Source organism: Anoxybacillus ayderensis (genome assembly GCF_000833605.1).
Lineage (GTDB): Bacteria > Bacillota > Bacilli > Bacillales > Anoxybacillaceae > Anoxybacillus > Anoxybacillus ayderensis.
The window spans coordinates 41,852-60,498 of the sequence record NZ_JXTG01000005.1; the positions used below are offsets into that span (position 1 = coordinate 41,852).

Below are 18,647 nucleotides of genomic sequence, written 5' to 3' on the forward strand. Positions count from 1 at the left end.
TCATGAAGCAAGTAAAGACGAATGCTGTGCGCATGCTTGAGCGCGCGCGTGTGCCATATGAACTGTTGACTTACGACTATACGGATGGGCAAATTGATGGAATATCGGTTGCGAAAAAAATTGGGCAACGTGAAGAAATTGTATATAAAACGCTTGTGACAAAAGGGGTGAGCGGACAACTTTACGTATTCGTCATCCCTGTCGCAGCGGAGTTGCATGTAAAAAAAGCAGCGGCCGTTGTTGGAGAAAAAAGCGTGCATATGTTGCCTGTGGCAGACATTGAAAAAATGACAGGGTATGTGCGTGGCGGTTGTTCGCCAATTGGAATGAAAAAGATGTATGACACGTATGTTGACGAATCCGCCCTTGCGCACGAGCAAATCATTGTGAGCGCAGGGAAAATTGGCATGCAAATGAAACTTTCTGTTCGAGATTTATTAAAGCTGACAAATGGAAAAACCGCACATGTCGTCAAAGAGTAGAAAGGAGAATTTTCGCATGCGAATGATAAGAGAGGAAGAACTACACATCGAAGAAGGATTGTTGGATGATGACAATCGGTTGCTTGCGGAAATGATTTTGCCAAGTCGGTTAAAGCGCATGTATGATGTGCTAAGTGCACGAACAAGGTATATTACTATTTTGACGGAAGCGGTAGACGACCCGCACAATCAGGCAGCGGTATTGCGTTCAGCGGAGGCATTTGGCATTCAAGATGTTCATGTCGTTACCGGAGCGGCTCCGTTTGAGCCGAACAAATGGGTGACGCGACATGCGGACAAATGGTTAACGGTGCATAAACATTCATCGATTGAACGGGCGATTCGCCATCTCCAACAAAAAGGCTACCAAGTATATGCAAGCTACCTCGGAGAAGGGACGATTCCGCTTGAACAAATTGACGTATCGAAACCGACGGTGCTTTTGTTCGGAAATGAGCATCGTGGGGTATCCGAAGAAGCGCTTGCTTTAGCGGACGGAAAGTTTATCATTCCGATGAACGGATTTGTGCAAAGTTTTAATATTTCTGTCGCGGCAGCGATTTCCCTTTATGAAATCACGAAGCGGGCGAAACAAGTGGCAGGGGAGCGTTATCATTTATCGCTAGCAGAAAAGAAAGAAATATACGAACATTGGATGAAGCTTTCGCTTAGCCCACGGCTAAGAAAAATGGTGGAAAGTAAAATAGGAGGACGCAATGATTGAAGCGGTGATTTTTGATTTAGATGGCGTCATTGCTGATACTGTTGAACTGTATTATATTGCGACAAAACGTGTCGCCGATGAAATTGGGGTACCGTTTGATCGACAGCTCAATCAAAAGCTACAAGGGATGAGCAGACAGGCGATGGTTGAGGCGCTTCTCGGTGAAAAAGCGCATGAATGGTCGGAGGAAGAAAAGCGAGCTCTTGGTGACCTTCGCGGTCAATATTATCGCGAGTTGATCGAGCAATTGTCGTCAAGTGACGTGTTGCCGGGAATGAGGGAGCTTCTTTGCGACATTCAGCGCGACGGTGTCCCGATGGCTCTCGCATCGTCAAGCTCAAACGCACGTGTCGTTGTCGAACGACTCAACGTGCGCTCTTTTTTTGATGTCATTGTGGATGTCAAAACGATTACGCGCATGAAGCCAGATCCGGAAATTTTTTTAACAGCTGCGAGACAGCTTCGTGTCGACCCATCTCATTGTATTGCTATTGAAGACGGGGAAGCGGGAATGAAAGCGATCAAACAGGCGAATATGTTTTCCGTCGGCATCGGAGTGCATTTAGCCTCGCTGTCTCCCGATTGGCTCGTTCAGCGGACAACGCAATTGACATGGGACGAGTTAAAAAAGCGATTTATGCAAAAAGCTGGTCAATGACGACCAGCTTATTTTGCGCCTAATATTTCCCTTGCTTTTTCGACAAGTTCTTCTGATGGCGTCGGGATGCCTTCAAGTGGATATGTGAGTCCAAGCGCTTTCCATTTGTATACACCGAGTTGATGATACGGAAGAACTTCAATTTTTTCGACGTTGTGCAACGTACGAATGAAGTCAGCTAAGCGATGTAAATCTTCTTCATCGTCTGTGACGGTTGGAACGAGCACATGGCGAATCCAAACAGGTACGTCTCGTTCTGATAATAGACGTGCAAACGCTAAAATATGTTCATTCGTTTTTCCTGTTAGTTTACGATGTTTTTTTTCATCAATATGTTTTAAATCAAGCAAAATTAAATCTGTGTATTGAAGCAATTCATTTAATTTTTTTTGAAATGATGCTTCCGTCGTATAACATCCGCCAGACGAATCAATCGTTGTATGAATGCCAAGCTGTTTACAACGGCGAAATAGCTCAATTAAAAAATCGATTTGTAAAAGCGGTTCTCCGCCACTAACCGTTATTCCGCCGCCGGATGCTTGCATAAAAGGCAAGTACGTCTTTGCATCAGCAATAACTTCATCAACAGACATTTGTTTTCCTTTGCCAATCTCCCACGTATCTGCGTTGTGGCAATATTGGCAGCGCAATAAACAGCCTTGAGTAAAAATGACGTAACGAATACCGGGACCATCCACCGTTCCGCACGATTCGATTGAATGAATAAATCCGTTCATGTTGTTTCCTCCTAGGTAGAAAGCTCCCACGATGCGTGGGAGCTTCCATTACATTGTTTCATGGAACGTCCGATTAATGACGTCAATTTGTTGTTCGCGTGTTAATTTAATAAAGTTGACCGCATAACCTGATACGCGAATAGTCAATTGCGGATATTTTTCAGGATGTTCCATCGCGTCAAGCAACGTGTCGCGGTTAAAGACGTTGACGTTTAAATGATGACCGCGTTTTTGCGCATAGCCATCTAAAATCGCGACAAGGTTTTGAATGCGTGTCGCTTCATCTTTCCCGAGCGCTTTTGGTACGATCGAGAACGTGTTCGAAATGCCGTCTAATGCATATTCATACGGTAATTTTGCGACAGAGCTTAACGATGCAAGCGCTCCTTTTGTATCGCGACCGTGTAATGGATTCGCCCCAGGGGCGAACGGTTCACCAGCGCGACGACCATCTGGTGTATTTCCTGTCTTTTTACCGTATACGACGTTTGATGTGATCGTTAAGATGGATGTCGTATGTTTCGAATCGCGATACGTTTTATGTTTGCGCAATTTTGTCATAAAGCGTTCAACAATATCGACCGCAATCGCATCAACGCGATCATCGTTATTTCCGTATTTCGGGAAGTCGCCTTCAATTTCAAAGTCGACAGCTAAGCCGTTTTCATCGCGAATCGTTTTTACTTTCGCATATTTAATGGCACTTAATGAGTCAGCGACAACGGACAACCCAGCGATACCAGTTGCCATCGTGCGCAAAATGTGCGTATCGTGAAGCGCCATTTCGATTCGTTCATAACAATATTTATCATGCATGTAATGGATGACGTTTAATGTATTAATATACAATTCTGCTAGCCATTCCATGACGTTGTCAAATTTGCGCATCACTTCATCGTAGTCTAAGTATTCAGATGTGATTGGCGCAAACTCTGGGCCGATTTGCACTTTTAATTTTTCATCCACGCCGCCGTTAATTGCGTATAATAATGCTTTTGCAAGGTTTGCACGCGCGCCGAAAAATTGCATTTGTTTGCCGATGCGCATCGCGGATACGCAGCATGCGATGCCGTAGTCGTCGCCGAACTCAGGTCGCATTAAATCGTCATTTTCATATTGAATGGAGCTTGTTTGAATCGACATTTTCGCGCAATATTTCTTAAACGCTTCTGGCAACTGTGTTGACCAAAGCACCGTTAAGTTTGGTTCTGGCGCCGGGCCTAAGTTATCGAGTGTATGCAAGAAGCGGAATGAGTTTTTCGTCACAAGCGGACGACCGTCAATCGCGACACCGCCAATGGACTCTGTGACCCACGTTGGGTCGCCGCTAAATAGCTCATTGTATTCTGGCGTTCTTGCGAATTTGACGAGACGCAATTTCATAACGAAATGGTCAACAAGCTCTTGCGCTTCGCGTTCTGTTAATGTTCCTTCTTGCAAGTCGCGCTCGATATAAATATCTAAAAATGTAGAGACGCGACCTAAGCTCATGGCTGCACCGTTTTGTTCTTTAATCGCCGCAAGGTAAGCGAAATATAACCATTGGAACGCCTCATGTGCGTTGCGCGCCGGTTTAGAAATATCATATCCGTAGCTTGCAGCCATTTCTTTTAATTCTTGAAGAGCGCGAATTTGTTCCGCTAATTCTTCCCGAAGACGAATGATGTCTTCGCTCATTGTACGCGCACCTGTATTGCGTAAATCTTTCTTCTTCTCTTCAATTAAGCGATCCACACCGTATAAGGCAACGCGACGATAGTCACCGATAATGCGACCGCGTCCATATGCGTCAGGAAGTCCTGTAATAATTCCTGCTTTGCGCGCTGCTTTCATTTCATCGGTATATACGTCAAATACGCCTTGGTTATGCGTTTTACGATATTGCGTAAAAATTTTCTTTACTTCATCGCTTACTTCATATCCGTAAGCTTCGCATGCTTGCTCCGCCATGCGAATGCCGCCAAATGGCATAAGCGCCCGTTTAAACGGTTCGTCTGTTTGAAAACCAACAACTTTTTCAAGTTCTTTATTCAAATAGCCAGGTCCATGCGACGTAATGGTTGATACGATTTCTGTATCCATGTTGAGAACGCCGCCTCTTTCGCGTTCTAGTTTGGAAAGTTCCATCACTTGTTCCCAAAGCTTTTTCGTCGCTTCCGTCGGACCTTGTAAAAACGATTCATCCCCTGTGTAAACGGTTACGTTATTTAAAATAAAATCACGAACGTCAATTTCTTTTTTCCATTTATCACCTTTAAACGTTCTCCAAGCGTCCATTAACGCTTCATGTACAGTAAGTAGCGCCATTATAATCTCCTCCCATTCATTCAGGAATAATAAAAATATCCCCTATATAAAGAATACTACTTTTTGACAAGGTGAGGAGCATAAAGGATTGACGAATTTGTGAAAAGTTGATCAAAAACATTTTTTAAAATAAAGATTTTTCCAAAAATTATTTTTATAAAATTTGTTGCATAAAAACAAAAAAGCTGATAATATGTGAAACATGAGGGGCATAACATGTTTATACACAAACATTTATTATTTTACAACAAATAGTAAGGGGGATTAACAATGATAAAAAAAGGAATGATTGCAGCGCTTGTTTTTATGCTTATGTTTGCGCTTGTTGGATGTGGTAGTTCGACAGAAAAAACAGCGACAACAGAAAAGAAAATTACTGTCGTCACAGATGCGGCGTTTGCCCCATTTGAATACATGGATAAAGGGGAAATTGTCGGCTTTGATGTCGATTTATTAAAAGCTGTCATGAAAGAAGCTGGACTAGAATATGAATTAAAAAACATCGGCTGGGATCCATTGTTTGCGGCTATTCAAGGGAAAACAGCGGATATGGCCGTTTCAGGAATTACAATTAACGATGATCGGAAAAAAACATATGACTTTTCTATTCCTTACTTTGAATCAACACATATGATTCTTGTTAAAGAAGGAAGTTCGATTAAAAGCGCGAAAGATTTACAAGGAAAAGTTGTCGGTGTCCAAAATGGTACAACTGGACAAGAAGCGGTTGAGAAGATTTTAGGAAAAGAGAATAAAAATATTAAAAAGTTTGAGAATACGGTCGTTGCGATTATGGACTTATTAAACGGCGGTGTGGAAGCCGTTGTCACAGATAATGCCGTGGCGAACGAATACGTAAAAAATAATCCAGATGCTAAAATTGTAGCATTTGAGGATCCAGAACATTTTGAATCTGAATTTTACGGCTTTATGTTCCCGAAAGGAAGCGATTTAAAACAAAAAGTAGACGAAGCGTTGAAAAAAGTCATCGAAAATGGCACGTACACAGAAATTTATAAAAAATGGTTTGGTACAGAACCGAATATGGAATCATTACAACAACAGCAATAACGTTGATGTAAAAATTGCGTAACTGCTAAGGTTACGCAATTTTTACAAAGGGAAAGGTGATTGATGATGGATTTTCGTTTCAATATCATTGTTGAATATGCACCGTTTTTTTTGAAAGGGGTGCTCTGGACGATCGGCTTATCGTTAGTCGGTATCTTTTTCGGGACGATTCTCGGTTTAGCCATTGGGCTCGGAAAAATGGTTCAAAACCGCCTCATTCGTCTTCCTTTTGATTGGTACGTCCATTTTTTCCGTGGCACGCCATTGTTCGTACAAATTTTACTTATTCATTTTGGCGTGATGCCGATTTTTACCGCTCAACCGAACCCGCTCGTGTCTGGCGCCATTTCTTTATCTTTAAACGCAGCTGCGTATATTGCGGAAATTTTCCGTGCTGGCATCCAGTCCATTGATCGCGGTCAAATGGAAGCGGCTCGTTCGCTTGGAATGACGCACGTACAAGCGATGCGTTACATCATTTTGCCACAAGCCATTAAACGAATGATTCCGCCGCTTGGCAATGAATTTATCGTTCTCATTAAAGATTCTTCTCTTGCAGCAATTATTGCAGCGCCTGAACTCATGTATTGGGGACGAGCGATGCAAGGTCAATATTATCGCGTTTGGGAACCGTACTTAACTGTTGCGCTCATTTACTTAGTGCTTACCCTCTCGTTAAGCAAGTTGCTACATCGGTTAGAAAGAAGGTATGACGCATGATTCAAGTGACAAATTTAAAAAAATCGTTCGGATCGCTACAAGTGTTAAAAGGAATTGATGTGCACATTCATGAAAAAGAAGTGGTTGTCGTTATCGGCCCTTCTGGTTCAGGAAAGTCGACATTTTTACGTTGTTTAAACTTGCTTGAAGATTTTGATGAGGGGGATATCGTCGTTGACGGATTTCATTTAAAAGATCCGAAAACGGATTTAAATAAAGTGCGTGAAGAAGTTGGCATGGTGTTTCAACGATTTAATTTATTTCCGCATATGACGGTGCTTAATAATATTACACTCGCCCCGATGAAAGTGCGCAAATGGTCGAAAGAAAAAGCGACAGAAAAAGCGATGCAACTGCTTGCGAAAGTCGGCTTACAAGATAAGGCACACGTATATCCGGATTCATTATCTGGTGGACAGGCACAGCGTGTTGCTATTGCTCGTGCGCTTGCGATGGAGCCAAAAGTGATGTTATTTGATGAGCCAACATCTGCGCTCGATCCAGAAATGGTAGGGGAAGTGCTTGCCGTCATGAAACAACTAGCAAAAGAAGGAATGACGATGGTCGTCGTGACGCATGAAATGGGATTTGCGCGTGAAGTCGGGGATCGTGTTCTCTTTATGGACGGTGGAGTGATCGTGGAGGAAGGAACGCCACAACAAATTTTTGATGCACCACAACATGAGCGAACGAAGTCATTTTTATCCAAAGTGTTATAAGAAAAAGGTGTCCCGTGTGTCAGGACACCTTTCGTTTTTATGCTAATAATTGTTTCTCTAATGCCACTTCGACAGGAACGTAGTCGTAACCGAGGTCGCGTGCGACAGCTTCGTATGTGATTTCTCCGTTTGCGACGTTTACACCAAGGCGTAATGCAGGGTTGTCTGCGACCGCTTTGTGTACGCCTTTATTTGCAATTTGTAGTGCGTATGGCATTGTGACGTTTGTGAGCGCAAGTGTTGATGTGCGCGGCACAGCTCCAGGCATGTTCGCTACTGCGTAGTGAACGACGCCGTGTTTCACATATGTTGGGTTGTCGTGCGTTGTCACATGGTCGCTCGTTTCAACAATACCGCCTTGGTCGATCGCTACGTCAACGATGACCGAACCTGATTGCATCGCTTTCACCATTTCTTCTGTCACTAGTTTTGGCGCTTTTGCTCCTGGAATTAATACCGCACCGATCACAAGGTCAGACTCGGCAACAGCTTGTGCGATGTTCATTGGGTTAGACATAAGCGTATTAATTTGGCTTCCGAAAATATCGTCAAGTTCACGTAAACGTTCTGCGCTTAAGTCAATAATCGTGACGTTTGCACCTAAGCCGATCGCCACTTTTGCTGCGTTCGTTCCGACGACACCGCCGCCAATGATCGTTACTTTTCCGCGGCTAACGCCTGGGACACCGGAAAGAAGAATACCTTTTCCGCCTTTTGTTTTTTCAAGAAATTGGGCGCCAATTTGTGCTGCCATGCGTCCTGCTACTTCGCTCATCGGTGTCAAAAGCGGTAACGTACGACCAACTTGTACCGTTTCATAAGCGATTGCGATGACGCCTTTTTCTTTTAGCGCACGCGCTAACTCTGGTTCAGCAGCGAGGTGTAAGTATGTGAACAAGACTAAGCCTGGACGGAAGTATTCGTATTCGCTTGGTAGCGGTTCTTTTACTTTCATGACCATATCGGCTTGTGCCCATACATCTGCGGCACGTTCTACGATTTGTGCCCCTGCATTCACATATGCTTCATCTGTGAAACCGCTTCCAATTCCTGCATCTTTCTCAATGATGACAGTATGTCCATTGCTGACGAATGACATAACGCCAGCTGGTGTAATCGCTACACGATTTTCATTATTTTTAATCTCTTTTGGAACACCAATAATCATGTGCTGTTTCCCCTTTCATGTTGTCTTTCGTTATTATCTACAGTATAAATGTTTTTTATCATTTGTTGTTTGTTTAGAAAAGAGAAAGAAAAAACAAGCTTTTGTGGATTTCCACAAAAGCTATGTTGTCCGATATTTGTCTAATTTCATATCGATATATAGCTTTACTTTTTCGCTCATATTGCTTAAGTCGATGTTTCCGATTTCACTTATTCGCTTCAGACGGTAAGCGAGTGTATTCGGATGAATATTGAGCGTTTTCGCCGTTTCATTGACGTTGCTGTCACAGTCAAGATACGTTTCAATCGTCTCCACTAAGTTGGTGTGATGCTGTGCGTCGTACTGTTTCAGCTTTTCGAGCGCAACGTTGTGGAAATCCCCATGTCGTTTTTGTTCAAAAAGTAAATCAAAAAATTGATACATGCCAAGATGCTGATAGCTTTGAATATTCGCAAGTTGATGAGGAAAGGCGCGTTTCATTTTTAACACCGTTTGTGCTTCTTCATAACTTTTTGCAATTTTTGTGTAGCACTCATATACATTTCCGAACGCCCCCATCATAATGTCGACGCGAAATCGCTCTTTCATTTGCGTCATAAACGAGCGAAAAAATCGCTCAATGTGCGATTCCCCGTAGACGTTCGAGCTTGGAGCGACGAGCACGATAAGCCGCTGATGGTCGATCGTATAAAGCGGAATAGCGAGTTGTTGTGTCGTTTTTAATAAATAATCAATTTGCCGCTCCACTTGCGTTTGAATCTGTTGTTGAAATTGAAAAATGCCAACAGAAAAAAACGGATATACATGCACGTTTAATTGGTGACATTGTTCAACGATGTCGTGAGGAGAGGAAACATGCCCTGTTAGTAGTTTCCAAAAAAACTCTTGAATGCGCTCTTCTTTTTTATGTTTGCGAATTTGCAATTGCAACAACAAATTTTTTGCTGCTTTCGCTGCTTGTTTTAACAAATGGAACTGTTGCTCTGTCCACGGCTCATTCATTTCAATTGCCCAAATAAATCCGAGCACCTCTTTATTTTTCCAAATCGAAATGGCGATGCGATTGCCGAGCCCGACTTCTGAAATTTCCGCGACACGAACAGGCTCCTCGCTTTGCAGAAGCTTTGGGATCACCCCTTCGCGCCATAAGCTATTAATGACGCGTTCCGGCACGCGCCGATGGATAATGGTTGCCGTACGGGCAGGATCGGTGTAATGCTCATGTCCGCTATAAGCAATTAAGCGATGGTTTGCATCTTCAATCGTAATCGGACATTGCAATAACTCGCTCACACGATCTGCAAACTCCTCTAAACTTTCAAAATGAGTGGCAAAAGGATTCATTACATCCACTCCGTTTCTTACGTTGTTTTTACGATTATTGTAGCATATTGACAAATGAAAGAGCTTACTTTACTCTATAAGTGAAAAAGTCGCATATTGTGGGATTGTGACTGCGTTGCAGGCAAGACCTAAAACGGATGAAAGAAGGTTTCTTTCTTGCGTTTTAGGTCTTTTATTTTTATCCAAATAATTCTTTAGGAAGGAGATATTTCAAATGTTTCGTTTGTTTCGTAAGCGTGAAGAGGTCATTGTTTCCCCTTTAACAGGAAATGTACGATCGCTTGAAAATGTTCCAGACCCTGTGTTTGCCCAGAAAATGATGGGCGATGGTTTGGCGATTGAGCCGACAGATGGCGTTGTTGTTTCACCAATTAATGGAGAAGTAGTACAAGTGTTCCCGACAAAACATGCTGTTGGTTTGCGTTCGGATGAAGGATTAGAAATTCTTATTCACGTTGGCATTGATACAGTTCATATGCATGGAGAAGGATTTGAAGCGTACGTGAAAGCAGGGGATCGTGTTAGGGCAGGCGATCTGCTTTTGTCGTTTGATTTGTCGCTTGTACAACAAAAGGCGAAAAGTCTCCTTACCCCAGTAGTGATTACAAACGGGGAGGTGGTAAACGAGTGTCATCGAGAGCATACAGAAAAAGCGGAAAGAGGCAGCACAGTTTTAATGAGATTGAAATTGAAATAATATATATGTGATAAAACAAAGAGTGTTAAGGGGACGAAGATGACGTTGCGAATCCATAAAATTTTAAATAATAACGCTGTCGTTGTATTGGATGAAGGGCAAGAGAAAATTGTAATGGGTCCAGGTATTGCTTTTCAGAAAAAGAAAAATGACATCATCCCTCGTGCGAAAATCGAAAAAATTTTTGTGATGGAAGAAGAAAATGAAAAATTCCAAGAGTTGTTACGTACCCTTCCAGAAGAGCATATTGACATCGCTGAAGAAATTATTAGCTATGCCGAAGGAGAATTGCAAGCCCCGTTGAATAACCATATTCATATTGCGTTGACTGATCATTTATCTTTTGCGATTGAACGAATTCAGCAAGGGTACCAAATTCAAAATAAGCTGTTAAATGAAATTAAAGTGTTATATAAGAAAGAATATCAAATTGGTCTTTGGGCAAAGCGACTTATTCGGGAACGTCTCGGTATCGATATCCCTGATGACGAAGTCGCTCATATTGCTCTTCATATTCATACAGCGAAAATGGACGCAGCTAGCATGAATAAAACGTTACAACAAACAACTTTAATTCGTGAAATGATCGATTTAATGAAACAGAAATTACATGTTCATATTGATGAAGAAGGAATATCTTACCAAAGACTTGTGACACATTTGCGTTTTGCACTGAACCGAATTGAAAACGGTGAGTTGTTTCATTCGATGGATGATGATATGTTAGCGCTCATTCAAACGAAGTACGAAAAAGAGTTTGCATGTGCTGTTGCGATGGCTGAATATGCGAAAAAGGAATACGGAATTGAATTTCCTGTCACCGAATTAGCTTATATTACGTTGCACATCCAACGTCTAACCATAAAATAATATTTTTGTTTGTTATTGACTTAATTTCAATAATAAGATAAAATGAAAGCGGATAAAAAATCAAATATCGTAGGATTGTTACTGCATAAGCAGGCAAGACCTAAAATGTACGACGATGTTTAAGGCATTCGTATGTACATTTTAGGTCTTTTTGTTTTCTATCATTTTATATGCAGAGGAGGAGTTTATATGAATTACGAACACATAACAAAGCAACTTTTGTCTTTGCTTGGTGGAAAAGAAAATGTCATTAGTGCGGTTCATTGTGCAACTCGTCTTCGTCTTGTTTTAAAAGACGAAAAGAAGGTTAATCAACAAGCAATTGAACAACTTGATGGGGTCAAAGGTGCATTTTCTAGTTCCGGTCAGTATCAAATTATTTTTGGTACAGGTGTTGTCAACAAAGTATACGAACAGTTTGTCAAAGAAGCAGGTTTACAAAACGTAAGTGCCGATGTGCACCAAGAAGCAGTCAAGCAAAAGATGAATCCGATCGCTCGTCTCGCGAAAACGTTGTCAAATATTTTTGTTCCAATTATTCCAGCTATTGTAGCTAGCGGATTGCTTATGGGATTGCTCGGGATGATGAAGGCGTTCAAATGGGTAGCGCCAGATAGTGCATGGATTGTATTACTTGATATGTTCTCAAGTGCCGCTTTCATTATTTTGCCAATTTTAATTGGTTATAGTGCTGCGAAAGAATTTGGGGGAAACCCGTTTCTAGGAGCAGTGATCGGCGGAATTATGACTCATCCTGCTTTGTTGAATCCTTGGGGATTAGGAAGTGCTGAACCTGAGTATTTGCATTTTCTCGGTTTTGATATCGCAATGATTGGATATCAAGGAACGGTCATTCCAATTTTGCTTGCAACATATGTCATGAGTAAAATCGAAAAAAGCTTGCGAAAAGTCGTTCCACACGCAGTCGACTTGCTTGTTACACCATTTATTACGGTTATTTTAACAGGTTTCACTGCGATTTTAGTCATTGGTCCACTTGGAAATATAGTTGGGAAAGGAATTACAACAACGTTAAACTTCGTATATGACACAGGTGGAGCGCTTGCAGGCCTCATTTTCGGTGGTCTGTATTCGATGATTGTAATCACAGGTGTTCATCATAGTTTCCATGCGATTGAAGCCGGATTGCTTGCGGATATTGGTAAAAACTATTTATTGCCTATTTGGTCAATGGCAAACGTTGCTCAAGGTGGAGCGGGTTTAGCAGTATTTTTAAAATCAAAACGGACGAAAACAAAAGAAATCGCTTTGCCAGCTGCATTTTCCGCTTTTCTAGGCATTACTGAGCCTGTTATTTTTGGGATTAACTTAAAATATCGAAAACCGTTTATTGCAGCAGCTATCGGTGGTGCTGTCGGTGGTGCGTATGTGGTATTTACAAACGTTGTGGCAAATGCGTACGGATTAACTGGTATTCCAATGATTGCGATCGTGGCACCGATGGGGATGGCGAACTTAATAAACTATTTAATCGGCTTTGCAATTGCGGTTGGTACAGCATTTGTGGCAACATGGATATTAGGATTTAAAGAAGAATAAGGCGAGCGAATAACTCGCCTTTTTATGTAGGAGGGAATGACGATGAAGCAAGGAATTATTAGTCTTGGTGAAGCGTTAATTGATTTTATTCCACTTGATGCAACAAATCGGTCGTATCAAAAAAGTCCAGGGGGAGCGCCGGCAAATGTTGCGGTTGGTGTCGCACGGCTCGGTGTTCCATCGACGTTTCTAGGGAAAGTTGGTCGCGATGTATTAGGCGTTTTTCTAAAAGAAACGCTTGATGCATATGGAGTGAATACATCTTTCCTTCAATTTAGTGATGATGTTCGTACAGGTGTTGTTTTTGTAACGTTAGCGGAAAACGGAGAACGGAGCTTTGATTTTTACATTAACCCGAGCGCTGATCGCTTTTTATGCGAAGAAGAAATTGATGAGTCGTTATTTCGGACACATCGCATTCTTCATTTTGGTTCGATCTCACTGATTAGTGAGCCAGCACGAAGCGCTACAAAGCGAGCTGTTATGCTAGCTAAAGAAAACGGCATGATCGTTTCATATGACCCAAATTTACGCCTCGGTTTGTGGGAAGGTGAAAAACAAGCCCGTGAAATGATTATGTCGATGTTAAGAGAGGCAGATGTACTTAAAATTTCTGAAGAAGAGTTGACATTTATTACGGGAGAGAAAGATATTCAAAAAGGTATTGATGCCCTTGCCCCATACAATATTCCTCTCATCGTCGTCACGCTAGGGGAAAACGGTAGTTATGCGTTTACGAAAGAGGGATCCGTCTTTACGCCAGCGCTTAAAGTAGAGGCGGTTGATACGACAGGAGCCGGTGATGCTTTCGTTTCTGGCATGCTGTATTGCTTGCACGAAAGAGAAGGAACAATTGATTCGTTATCCCTTACGGAAATTGAACAAATGGCGCGTTTTGCGAGCGTTTCTGGAGCGTTAGCTGCATCAACGAAAGGAGCAATGACAGCGTTGCCAACACGCGATGAAGTCGAACGTATTTTACGCGAAGGTTGGTCGAAATGAAATCATTGAACGAAAAAAAACAAATACAGCTTGCGGAAGAAGAAGTAAAAAAATATGCTTCAATTGTTGAAAGTGACCCAAATCGTTTGCGTTATCATTTAATGCCTCCTGTCGGATTAATGAACGATCCAAATGGACTGATTTATTGGAAAGGGACGTACCATGTGTTTTATCAGTGGATGCCGTTTCAAACGACACATGGAGCAAAATTTTGGGGACATTATACATCGCGTGACTTTGTTCATTGGGAAAGACAAGCGCCTGCATTAGCTCCAAGCGAATGGTTTGATCGAAACGGTTGCTACTCCGGAAGCGCTGTGGACAATGATGGTGTACTTACACTTTTTTATACAGGGAATGTCAAAGACGATGACGGAACACGCCATACGTATCAATGTATGGCAGTATCAAGTGACGGTGTTCGCTTTGAGAAAAAGGGAGTTGTTGTTCATCTCCCAGACGGTTACACGGCTCATTTTCGTGACCCAAAAGTGTGGAAGCATGAAAACAAGTGGTATATGGTGATTGGCGCACAGAGCGAGCAATTAGATGGGAAGGCAGTATTATTTCGCTCTGATGATCTCATGCATTGGGAGCATATCGGTGCTATAGCAGGAGGAGAGGACGGAAACTTTGGGTACATGTGGGAGTGCCCAGATGTATTCCGTTTAAGCGGAAAAGATGTACTGATCGTCTGTCCGCAAGGATTGCAACCGGAAGGCATGCACTATCAAAACGTATATCAAGCAGGATATTTTGTCGGACAGTTAAATTATGAAACAGGACAATATGTACACGGTACATTTACTGAGCTGGATCGAGGGTTTGAATTTTATGCGCCACAAACGATGGTCGACGAGCATGGGCGTCGCGTGATGATTGCTTGGATGGGGGTACCAGATCAAGACGAAGATCAGCACCCGACAATTGCTTATCGATGGGTACATGCATTGACATTACCGCGTGAACTCGTTTTAATCGGAGATAAATTATATCAGCGTCCGATTGAGCAGTTGCAGTTGCTTCGGAGTGACGAAGTTCATCATCCAAATGTATTCTTGCAGAAGGAAGTTAGGCAATTTGATGGTGTAAAAGGAAAAACGGTTGAACTGCTACTTAAACAGATCGATGGTAAAGGTGTTTTCTCCATTCATATACAAAACAATGTTTCATTTTCATATGATTTTGAACAAAAAGTTGCGACGTTAGAGAGAGAAAGTTTTGCTCGAAATGGCATGAAAGAGAAACGACAATGTTTATTATCACAATTACACACGATTCACATGTTTATCGATACGTCGTCTATTGAAATTTTCTTAAATGATGGAGAAGAAGTATTTACGGCGCGGTTTTTCACGAAAGAAGAAAATGAACATATCTCATTTCAGACAAATGCGGAAGCTTCGTTTCATTTATCTAAATGGAAATTATGTTAAAACTTTTTCTTGTCAAATGTTCAGTTTTTTTCGTATGATGAAAGAAAAGGGAGTATTCCTTCAAATATGGAAGGTTGCTCCTTTTTCATTCATAAATAAAAGGTGATGAAGCGATGGAGCAAGATAAGCTAAAAAAAGTCGTTGAAGCAGCGAAATTGTATTATTTACTAGACTACAATCAAAACGACATTGCAAAAAAGCTTGGCGTATCGCGGCCGACGGTGTCGCGTCTACTACAGCAAGCAAAAGAAGAAGGAATTGTAGAAATTAAAATTAACGATCCGGCTGAAGATATTCAACAGTTAGCAAAACAGCTTGAACAAAAGTTCAATCTAAAAAAAGCAATTGTTGTATCGGTTCCAGAACATCAAGATGGCATTATTAAAAAATATTTAGGAAAAGAAGCCGCTGAGTATTTACGTTCGATCGTCAAAGACGGCGATGTGATCGGTGTGACGTGGGGAACAACGTTGTATCACGTTGCATTACAGCTAAAGCATAAACATGTCAAAGACGTGAAAGTTGTGCAATTAAAAGGTGGCGTTAGTTTATCCGAAACGAATACGTTTGCGTCAGATATTTTGCACTTGTTTGGAAGCGCCTTCAATGCAACGGTGCACCATTTGCCGCTACCTGCAATCGTGGATCATGTCGTTGTTAAGCAGGCGATGGAGGCGGACCGCCACATTCGCAAAATTCTTGATCTCGGTCGGCAAGCGAATATTGCTGTATTTACGATCGGACCAATTAAATCAGAGTCGCTATTGTTCCAGCTTGGTTATTTTACAGAAGAAGATTTACAAACGATTTATTCAAAAGCTGCTGGTGACATTTGTTCGCGCTTTTTTGATCAAAATGGAAAACTATGTAGCGAAGAGCTCAATGCACGCACGCTCGGCATTGAGTTAGAAGAGCTCAAAAAGAAAGAATATTCGATTGTCATTGCGGGAGGCATTCATAAAGTGGCTGGCATATACGGCGCGTTGAAAGGGAAATACGCCAACGTATTAGTGACAGATCAATTTACTGCCGAATGTTTGTTAGAAAAAGAATAAAGAAACGACAAATGGGGGAAAAGAAAAAAGCCCCCTTTTATTTATGTATTTATGAAAAAAGGAAGAAACATTTAGCGAAACCATGAATTTTCTTTGACATTTGTTCATGTTAACGTTTACATATGTTCGTTTTCCTGTTATATTGATTACGTAATCAAAATTCAGCTTATAGGAGTGTTCAACATGAATATCGTTTGGGGACTTGTTGGTATTATCGTTGTCCTTGGGATCGCTTTTCTTTCTTCAAACAACCGCAAAGCGATTAATCCGCGAACGATTTTAGGTGGTCTCGCGATTCAAGTCGCTTTTGCGTTTATCGTTTTAAAATGGGAAGCAGGGAAAGCAGCATTGCAGTGGTTAACAAATGGTATTACAAACATTATTAACTATGCGAACGAAGGAATTAACTTTTTGTTCGGTGGTGTGTTTGCGGCAAAAGGAATTGGATTTGTGTTTGCGTTCCAAGTGTTGCCGGTCGTCATTTTCTTCTCCGCATTAATTTCTGTTCTTTACTACATTGGTGTGATGCAATGGATTATCAAAATGATCGGTGGTCCGCTTGCGAAATTGCTCGGAACGAGCAAAGCGGAGTCCATGTCAGCAGCGGCCAACATTTTCGTCGGTCAAACGGAAGCGCCTCTTGTTATTCGTCCGTATTTATCTAAAATGACACAATCGGAATTGTTTGCAGTTATGACAGGGGGATTGGCATCTGTTGCTGGTTCGGTGCTCGTTGGTTACTCGCTTTTAGGTGTTCCGCTTGAATATTTACTTGCGGCAAGTTTCATGGCAGCGCCAGCAGGATTAGTTATGGCGAAAATGATTGTGCCAGAAACAGAGCCGATTAAAGAAGATGAGCATTTTGAGATGGAAAAAGACGAAGAATCAACAAACGTCATCGACGCAGCTGCGCGCGGAGCAAGCGATGGTTTGAAGTTAGCGTTAAATATCGGTGCGATGTTGTTAGCGTTTATCGCTCTTATTGCGTTAATTAATGGATTGCTTAGCGGCATCGGTAATTTGTTTAATTACGAAGGTTTGACGCTTCAGAACATTTTAGGATTCCTCTTTGCGCCTATTGCATTTGCGATTGGTGTACCGTGGTCTGAAGCGGTGACAGCTGGTGGATTTATCGGACAAAAATTAATTTTAAACGAATTTGTTGCGTATTCATCATTCGCACCACAAATTCCAGATTTATCTGCAAAAACGGTAGCGATCGTTAGCTTTGCGCTATGTGGATTTGCTAATATTTCTTCGATGGGTATTTTACTTGGTGGATTAGGAAGCTTAGCGCCAAATCGTCGTAGCGACATTGCGCGCATGGGCTTAAAAGCTGTCCTTGCTGGTATGCTTGCTTCATTGTTAAGCGCATCCATTGCGGGTATGTTTATTTAAAAAACAAGGAGGAATGAATGATGAACATTGCTAGCATGATTGATCATACGTTATTAAAACCAGAAACAACGAAAGCACAAATTGAAAAATTAGTGGAAGAAGCGAAAAAATATGAATTTGCATCTGTATGTGTGAATCCAACATGGGTGAAATTCGTTGCTGAGCGTTTACAAGGAACGAAAGTAAAAGTGTGTACAGTCATCGGCTTTCCGTTAGGAGCGACAACACCAGAAGTAAAAGCGTTTGAAACAAAACAAGCGATTGAAAATGGTGCGCAAGAAGTCGATATGGTCATCAATATCGGTGCGTTAAAAGACGGGGATCATGAGCTTGTAGAGCGCGACATTCGTGCTGTTGTTGATGCAGCAAAAGGAAAAGCTTTAACAAAAGTGATTATTGAAACAGCGTTGTTGACAGATGAAGAAAAAGTGCGCGCATGCGAAATTGCCGTTCGCGCTGGGGCAGATTTCGTTAAAACATCAACAGGATTCGCAAGCGGTGGTGCAACAGTAGAAGACGTCGCATTAATGCGTAAAACAGTTGGTCCAAACGTTGGCGTAAAAGCATCTGGCGGCGTGCGTAGCGCAGCGGACGCAAAAGCGATGATTGATGCAGGCGCAAACCGTATCGGTACAAGTTCTGGACCAGCAATTATGGAAGGAACAACTTCAAACGAAGCATACTAATGGAGGCATTGAC

At 41.9% G+C, this 18,647-nt stretch carries 18 protein-coding genes; 14 read left to right on the forward strand and 4 right to left on the reverse strand.

All coding sequences use genetic code 11. The annotated features are described in order from the left end of the window. The first annotated feature begins 2 nt into the window (after positions 1-2). From ybaK to pgmB, 3 genes are read left to right on the forward strand one after another with little or no spacing between them, the layout of a single operon-like run. Positions 3-482, forward strand: a complete 480-nt coding sequence (ybaK, locus tag JV16_RS06845) for a Cys-tRNA(Pro) deacylase (RefSeq protein WP_042534900.1) — start codon at positions 3-5, stop codon at positions 480-482. Between the two features lie 16 nt (positions 483-498). Beyond that, on the forward strand, positions 499-1,206 hold the full coding sequence (locus JV16_RS06850) for a TrmH family RNA methyltransferase (protein WP_021094380.1): 708 nt from the start codon (positions 499-501) through the stop codon (positions 1,204-1,206). Further along, positions 1,199-1,864, forward strand: a complete 666-nt coding sequence (pgmB, locus tag JV16_RS06855; protein ID WP_021094379.1) for a beta-phosphoglucomutase — start codon at positions 1,199-1,201, stop codon at positions 1,862-1,864. Before JV16_RS06850 ends, pgmB begins: the two co-directional genes overlap by 8 nt. An 8-nt stretch (positions 1,865-1,872) precedes the next feature. On the opposite strand, the gene pflA is transcribed toward pgmB, so the two are convergent. Then, entirely contained in the window at positions 1,873-2,601 is a 729-nt protein-coding gene (pflA, locus tag JV16_RS06860; protein WP_042534902.1) for a pyruvate formate-lyase-activating protein, read from the reverse strand. A gap of 48 nt (positions 2,602-2,649) precedes the next feature. After that, on the reverse strand, positions 2,650-4,878 hold the full coding sequence (gene pflB, locus JV16_RS06865; RefSeq protein ID WP_420864985.1) for a formate C-acetyltransferase: 2,229 nt from the start codon (positions 4,876-4,878) through the stop codon (positions 2,650-2,652). A 300-nt stretch (positions 4,879-5,178) separates the two neighbouring features. Between pflB and JV16_RS06870 the strand changes: the two genes are divergently transcribed. The 3 genes from JV16_RS06870 to JV16_RS06880 all read left to right on the forward strand — a co-directional run bounded on the left by JV16_RS06870 (position 5,179) and on the right by JV16_RS06880 (position 7,418). Continuing rightward, complete coding sequence (locus JV16_RS06870; protein WP_042534906.1) at positions 5,179-5,979, forward strand: basic amino acid ABC transporter substrate-binding protein; 801 nt, start codon at positions 5,179-5,181, stop codon at positions 5,977-5,979. Between the two features lie 66 nt (positions 5,980-6,045). Then, on the forward strand, positions 6,046-6,699 hold the full coding sequence (locus tag JV16_RS06875; RefSeq protein ID WP_042534908.1) for an amino acid ABC transporter permease: 654 nt from the start codon (positions 6,046-6,048) through the stop codon (positions 6,697-6,699). Next, positions 6,696-7,418, forward strand: coding sequence for an amino acid ABC transporter ATP-binding protein (locus JV16_RS06880; RefSeq protein WP_042534910.1), 723 nt, complete (start codon positions 6,696-6,698; stop codon positions 7,416-7,418). The genes JV16_RS06875 and JV16_RS06880 overlap by 4 nt, the downstream gene beginning before the upstream one ends. Before the next feature lie 37 nt (positions 7,419-7,455). Here JV16_RS06880 and ald read toward each other — a convergent pair whose 3' ends face one another. After that, positions 7,456-8,586 carry an alanine dehydrogenase gene (ald, locus tag JV16_RS06885; protein WP_042534911.1) on the reverse strand — a complete coding sequence of 377 codons (1,131 nt, stop codon included), beginning with the start codon at positions 8,584-8,586 and terminating at the stop codon, positions 7,456-7,458. Between the two features lie 120 nt (positions 8,587-8,706). Continuing rightward, positions 8,707-9,930, reverse strand: coding sequence for a PucR family transcriptional regulator (locus JV16_RS06890; protein WP_042534913.1), 1,224 nt, complete (start codon positions 9,928-9,930; stop codon positions 8,707-8,709). Positions 9,931-10,144: 214 nt separating this feature from the next. On the opposite strand from JV16_RS06890, the gene JV16_RS06895 reads away from it, so the two are divergent. The 8 genes from JV16_RS06895 (at position 10,145) to deoC (ending at position 18,634) form a co-directional block, all read left to right on the forward strand. After that, the gene (locus tag JV16_RS06895) at positions 10,145-10,627 is read left to right on the forward strand and encodes a PTS sugar transporter subunit IIA (protein ID WP_042534915.1); all 483 of its coding nucleotides are present in this window, start codon (positions 10,145-10,147) and stop codon (positions 10,625-10,627) included. Between the two features lie 39 nt (positions 10,628-10,666). Continuing rightward, positions 10,667-11,497, forward strand: a complete 831-nt coding sequence (locus JV16_RS06900) for a PRD domain-containing protein (RefSeq protein WP_042534916.1) — start codon at positions 10,667-10,669, stop codon at positions 11,495-11,497. 189 nt (positions 11,498-11,686) lie between these two features. Beyond that, positions 11,687-13,057 (forward strand): sucrose-specific PTS transporter subunit IIBC, encoded by a 1,371-nt coding sequence (locus JV16_RS06905; protein WP_042534918.1) that lies wholly within the window; start codon positions 11,687-11,689, stop codon positions 13,055-13,057. Positions 13,058-13,093: 36 nt separating this feature from the next. Beyond that, positions 13,094-14,059: an aminoimidazole riboside kinase gene (locus tag JV16_RS06910; RefSeq protein ID WP_042534920.1), complete on the forward strand. Its 966-nt coding sequence runs from the start codon at positions 13,094-13,096 to the stop codon at positions 14,057-14,059. Further along, the gene (locus JV16_RS06915) at positions 14,056-15,495 is read left to right on the forward strand and encodes a glycoside hydrolase family 32 protein (RefSeq protein WP_042534922.1); all 1,440 of its coding nucleotides are present in this window, start codon (positions 14,056-14,058) and stop codon (positions 15,493-15,495) included. Before JV16_RS06910 ends, JV16_RS06915 begins: the two co-directional genes overlap by 4 nt. Before the next feature lie 113 nt (positions 15,496-15,608). Next, the gene (locus JV16_RS06920) at positions 15,609-16,550 is read left to right on the forward strand and encodes a sugar-binding transcriptional regulator (protein WP_035064386.1); all 942 of its coding nucleotides are present in this window, start codon (positions 15,609-15,611) and stop codon (positions 16,548-16,550) included. A 183-nt stretch (positions 16,551-16,733) separates the two neighbouring features. Beyond that, complete coding sequence (locus JV16_RS06925) at positions 16,734-17,948, forward strand: NupC/NupG family nucleoside CNT transporter (protein ID WP_035064388.1); 1,215 nt, start codon at positions 16,734-16,736, stop codon at positions 17,946-17,948. 17 nt (positions 17,949-17,965) lie between these two features. Next, complete coding sequence (gene deoC / locus JV16_RS06930; protein WP_009361022.1) at positions 17,966-18,634, forward strand: deoxyribose-phosphate aldolase; 669 nt, start codon at positions 17,966-17,968, stop codon at positions 18,632-18,634. Positions 18,635-18,647 lie beyond the last annotated feature (13 nt).

Coding starts and splice junctions, on each gene's coding strand:
- JV16_RS06875 (WP_042534908.1), top strand. CDS start 6,046: ATGGATTTTCGTTTCAATATCATTGTTGAATATGCACCGTTTTTTTTG.
- JV16_RS06880 (WP_042534910.1), top strand. CDS start 6,696: ATGATTCAAGTGACAAATTTAAAAAAATCGTTCGGATCGCTACAAGTG.
- ybaK (WP_042534900.1), top strand. CDS start 3: ATGAAGCAAGTAAAGACGAATGCTGTGCGCATGCTTGAGCGCGCGCGT.
- ald (WP_042534911.1), bottom strand. CDS start 8,586: ATGATTATTGGTGTTCCAAAAGAGATTAAAAATAATGAAAATCGTGTA.
- pgmB (WP_021094379.1), top strand. CDS start 1,199: ATGATTGAAGCGGTGATTTTTGATTTAGATGGCGTCATTGCTGATACT.
- JV16_RS06925 (WP_035064388.1), top strand. CDS start 16,734: ATGAATATCGTTTGGGGACTTGTTGGTATTATCGTTGTCCTTGGGATC.
- JV16_RS06905 (WP_042534918.1), top strand. CDS start 11,687: ATGAATTACGAACACATAACAAAGCAACTTTTGTCTTTGCTTGGTGGA.
- pflA (WP_042534902.1), bottom strand. CDS start 2,601: ATGAACGGATTTATTCATTCAATCGAATCGTGCGGAACGGTGGATGGT.
- JV16_RS06850 (WP_021094380.1), top strand. CDS start 499: ATGCGAATGATAAGAGAGGAAGAACTACACATCGAAGAAGGATTGTTG.
- JV16_RS06910 (WP_042534920.1), top strand. CDS start 13,094: ATGACGATGAAGCAAGGAATTATTAGTCTTGGTGAAGCGTTAATTGAT.
- pflB (WP_420864985.1), bottom strand. CDS start 4,878: ATGGACGCTTGGAGAACGTTTAAAGGTGATAAATGGAAAAAAGAAATT.
- deoC (WP_009361022.1), top strand. CDS start 17,966: ATGATGAACATTGCTAGCATGATTGATCATACGTTATTAAAACCAGAA.
- JV16_RS06870 (WP_042534906.1), top strand. CDS start 5,179: ATGATAAAAAAAGGAATGATTGCAGCGCTTGTTTTTATGCTTATGTTT.
- JV16_RS06900 (WP_042534916.1), top strand. CDS start 10,667: ATGACGTTGCGAATCCATAAAATTTTAAATAATAACGCTGTCGTTGTA.
- JV16_RS06920 (WP_035064386.1), top strand. CDS start 15,609: ATGGAGCAAGATAAGCTAAAAAAAGTCGTTGAAGCAGCGAAATTGTAT.
- JV16_RS06895 (WP_042534915.1), top strand. CDS start 10,145: ATGTTTCGTTTGTTTCGTAAGCGTGAAGAGGTCATTGTTTCCCCTTTA.
- JV16_RS06915 (WP_042534922.1), top strand. CDS start 14,056: ATGAAATCATTGAACGAAAAAAAACAAATACAGCTTGCGGAAGAAGAA.
- JV16_RS06890 (WP_042534913.1), bottom strand. CDS start 9,930: ATGAATCCTTTTGCCACTCATTTTGAAAGTTTAGAGGAGTTTGCAGAT.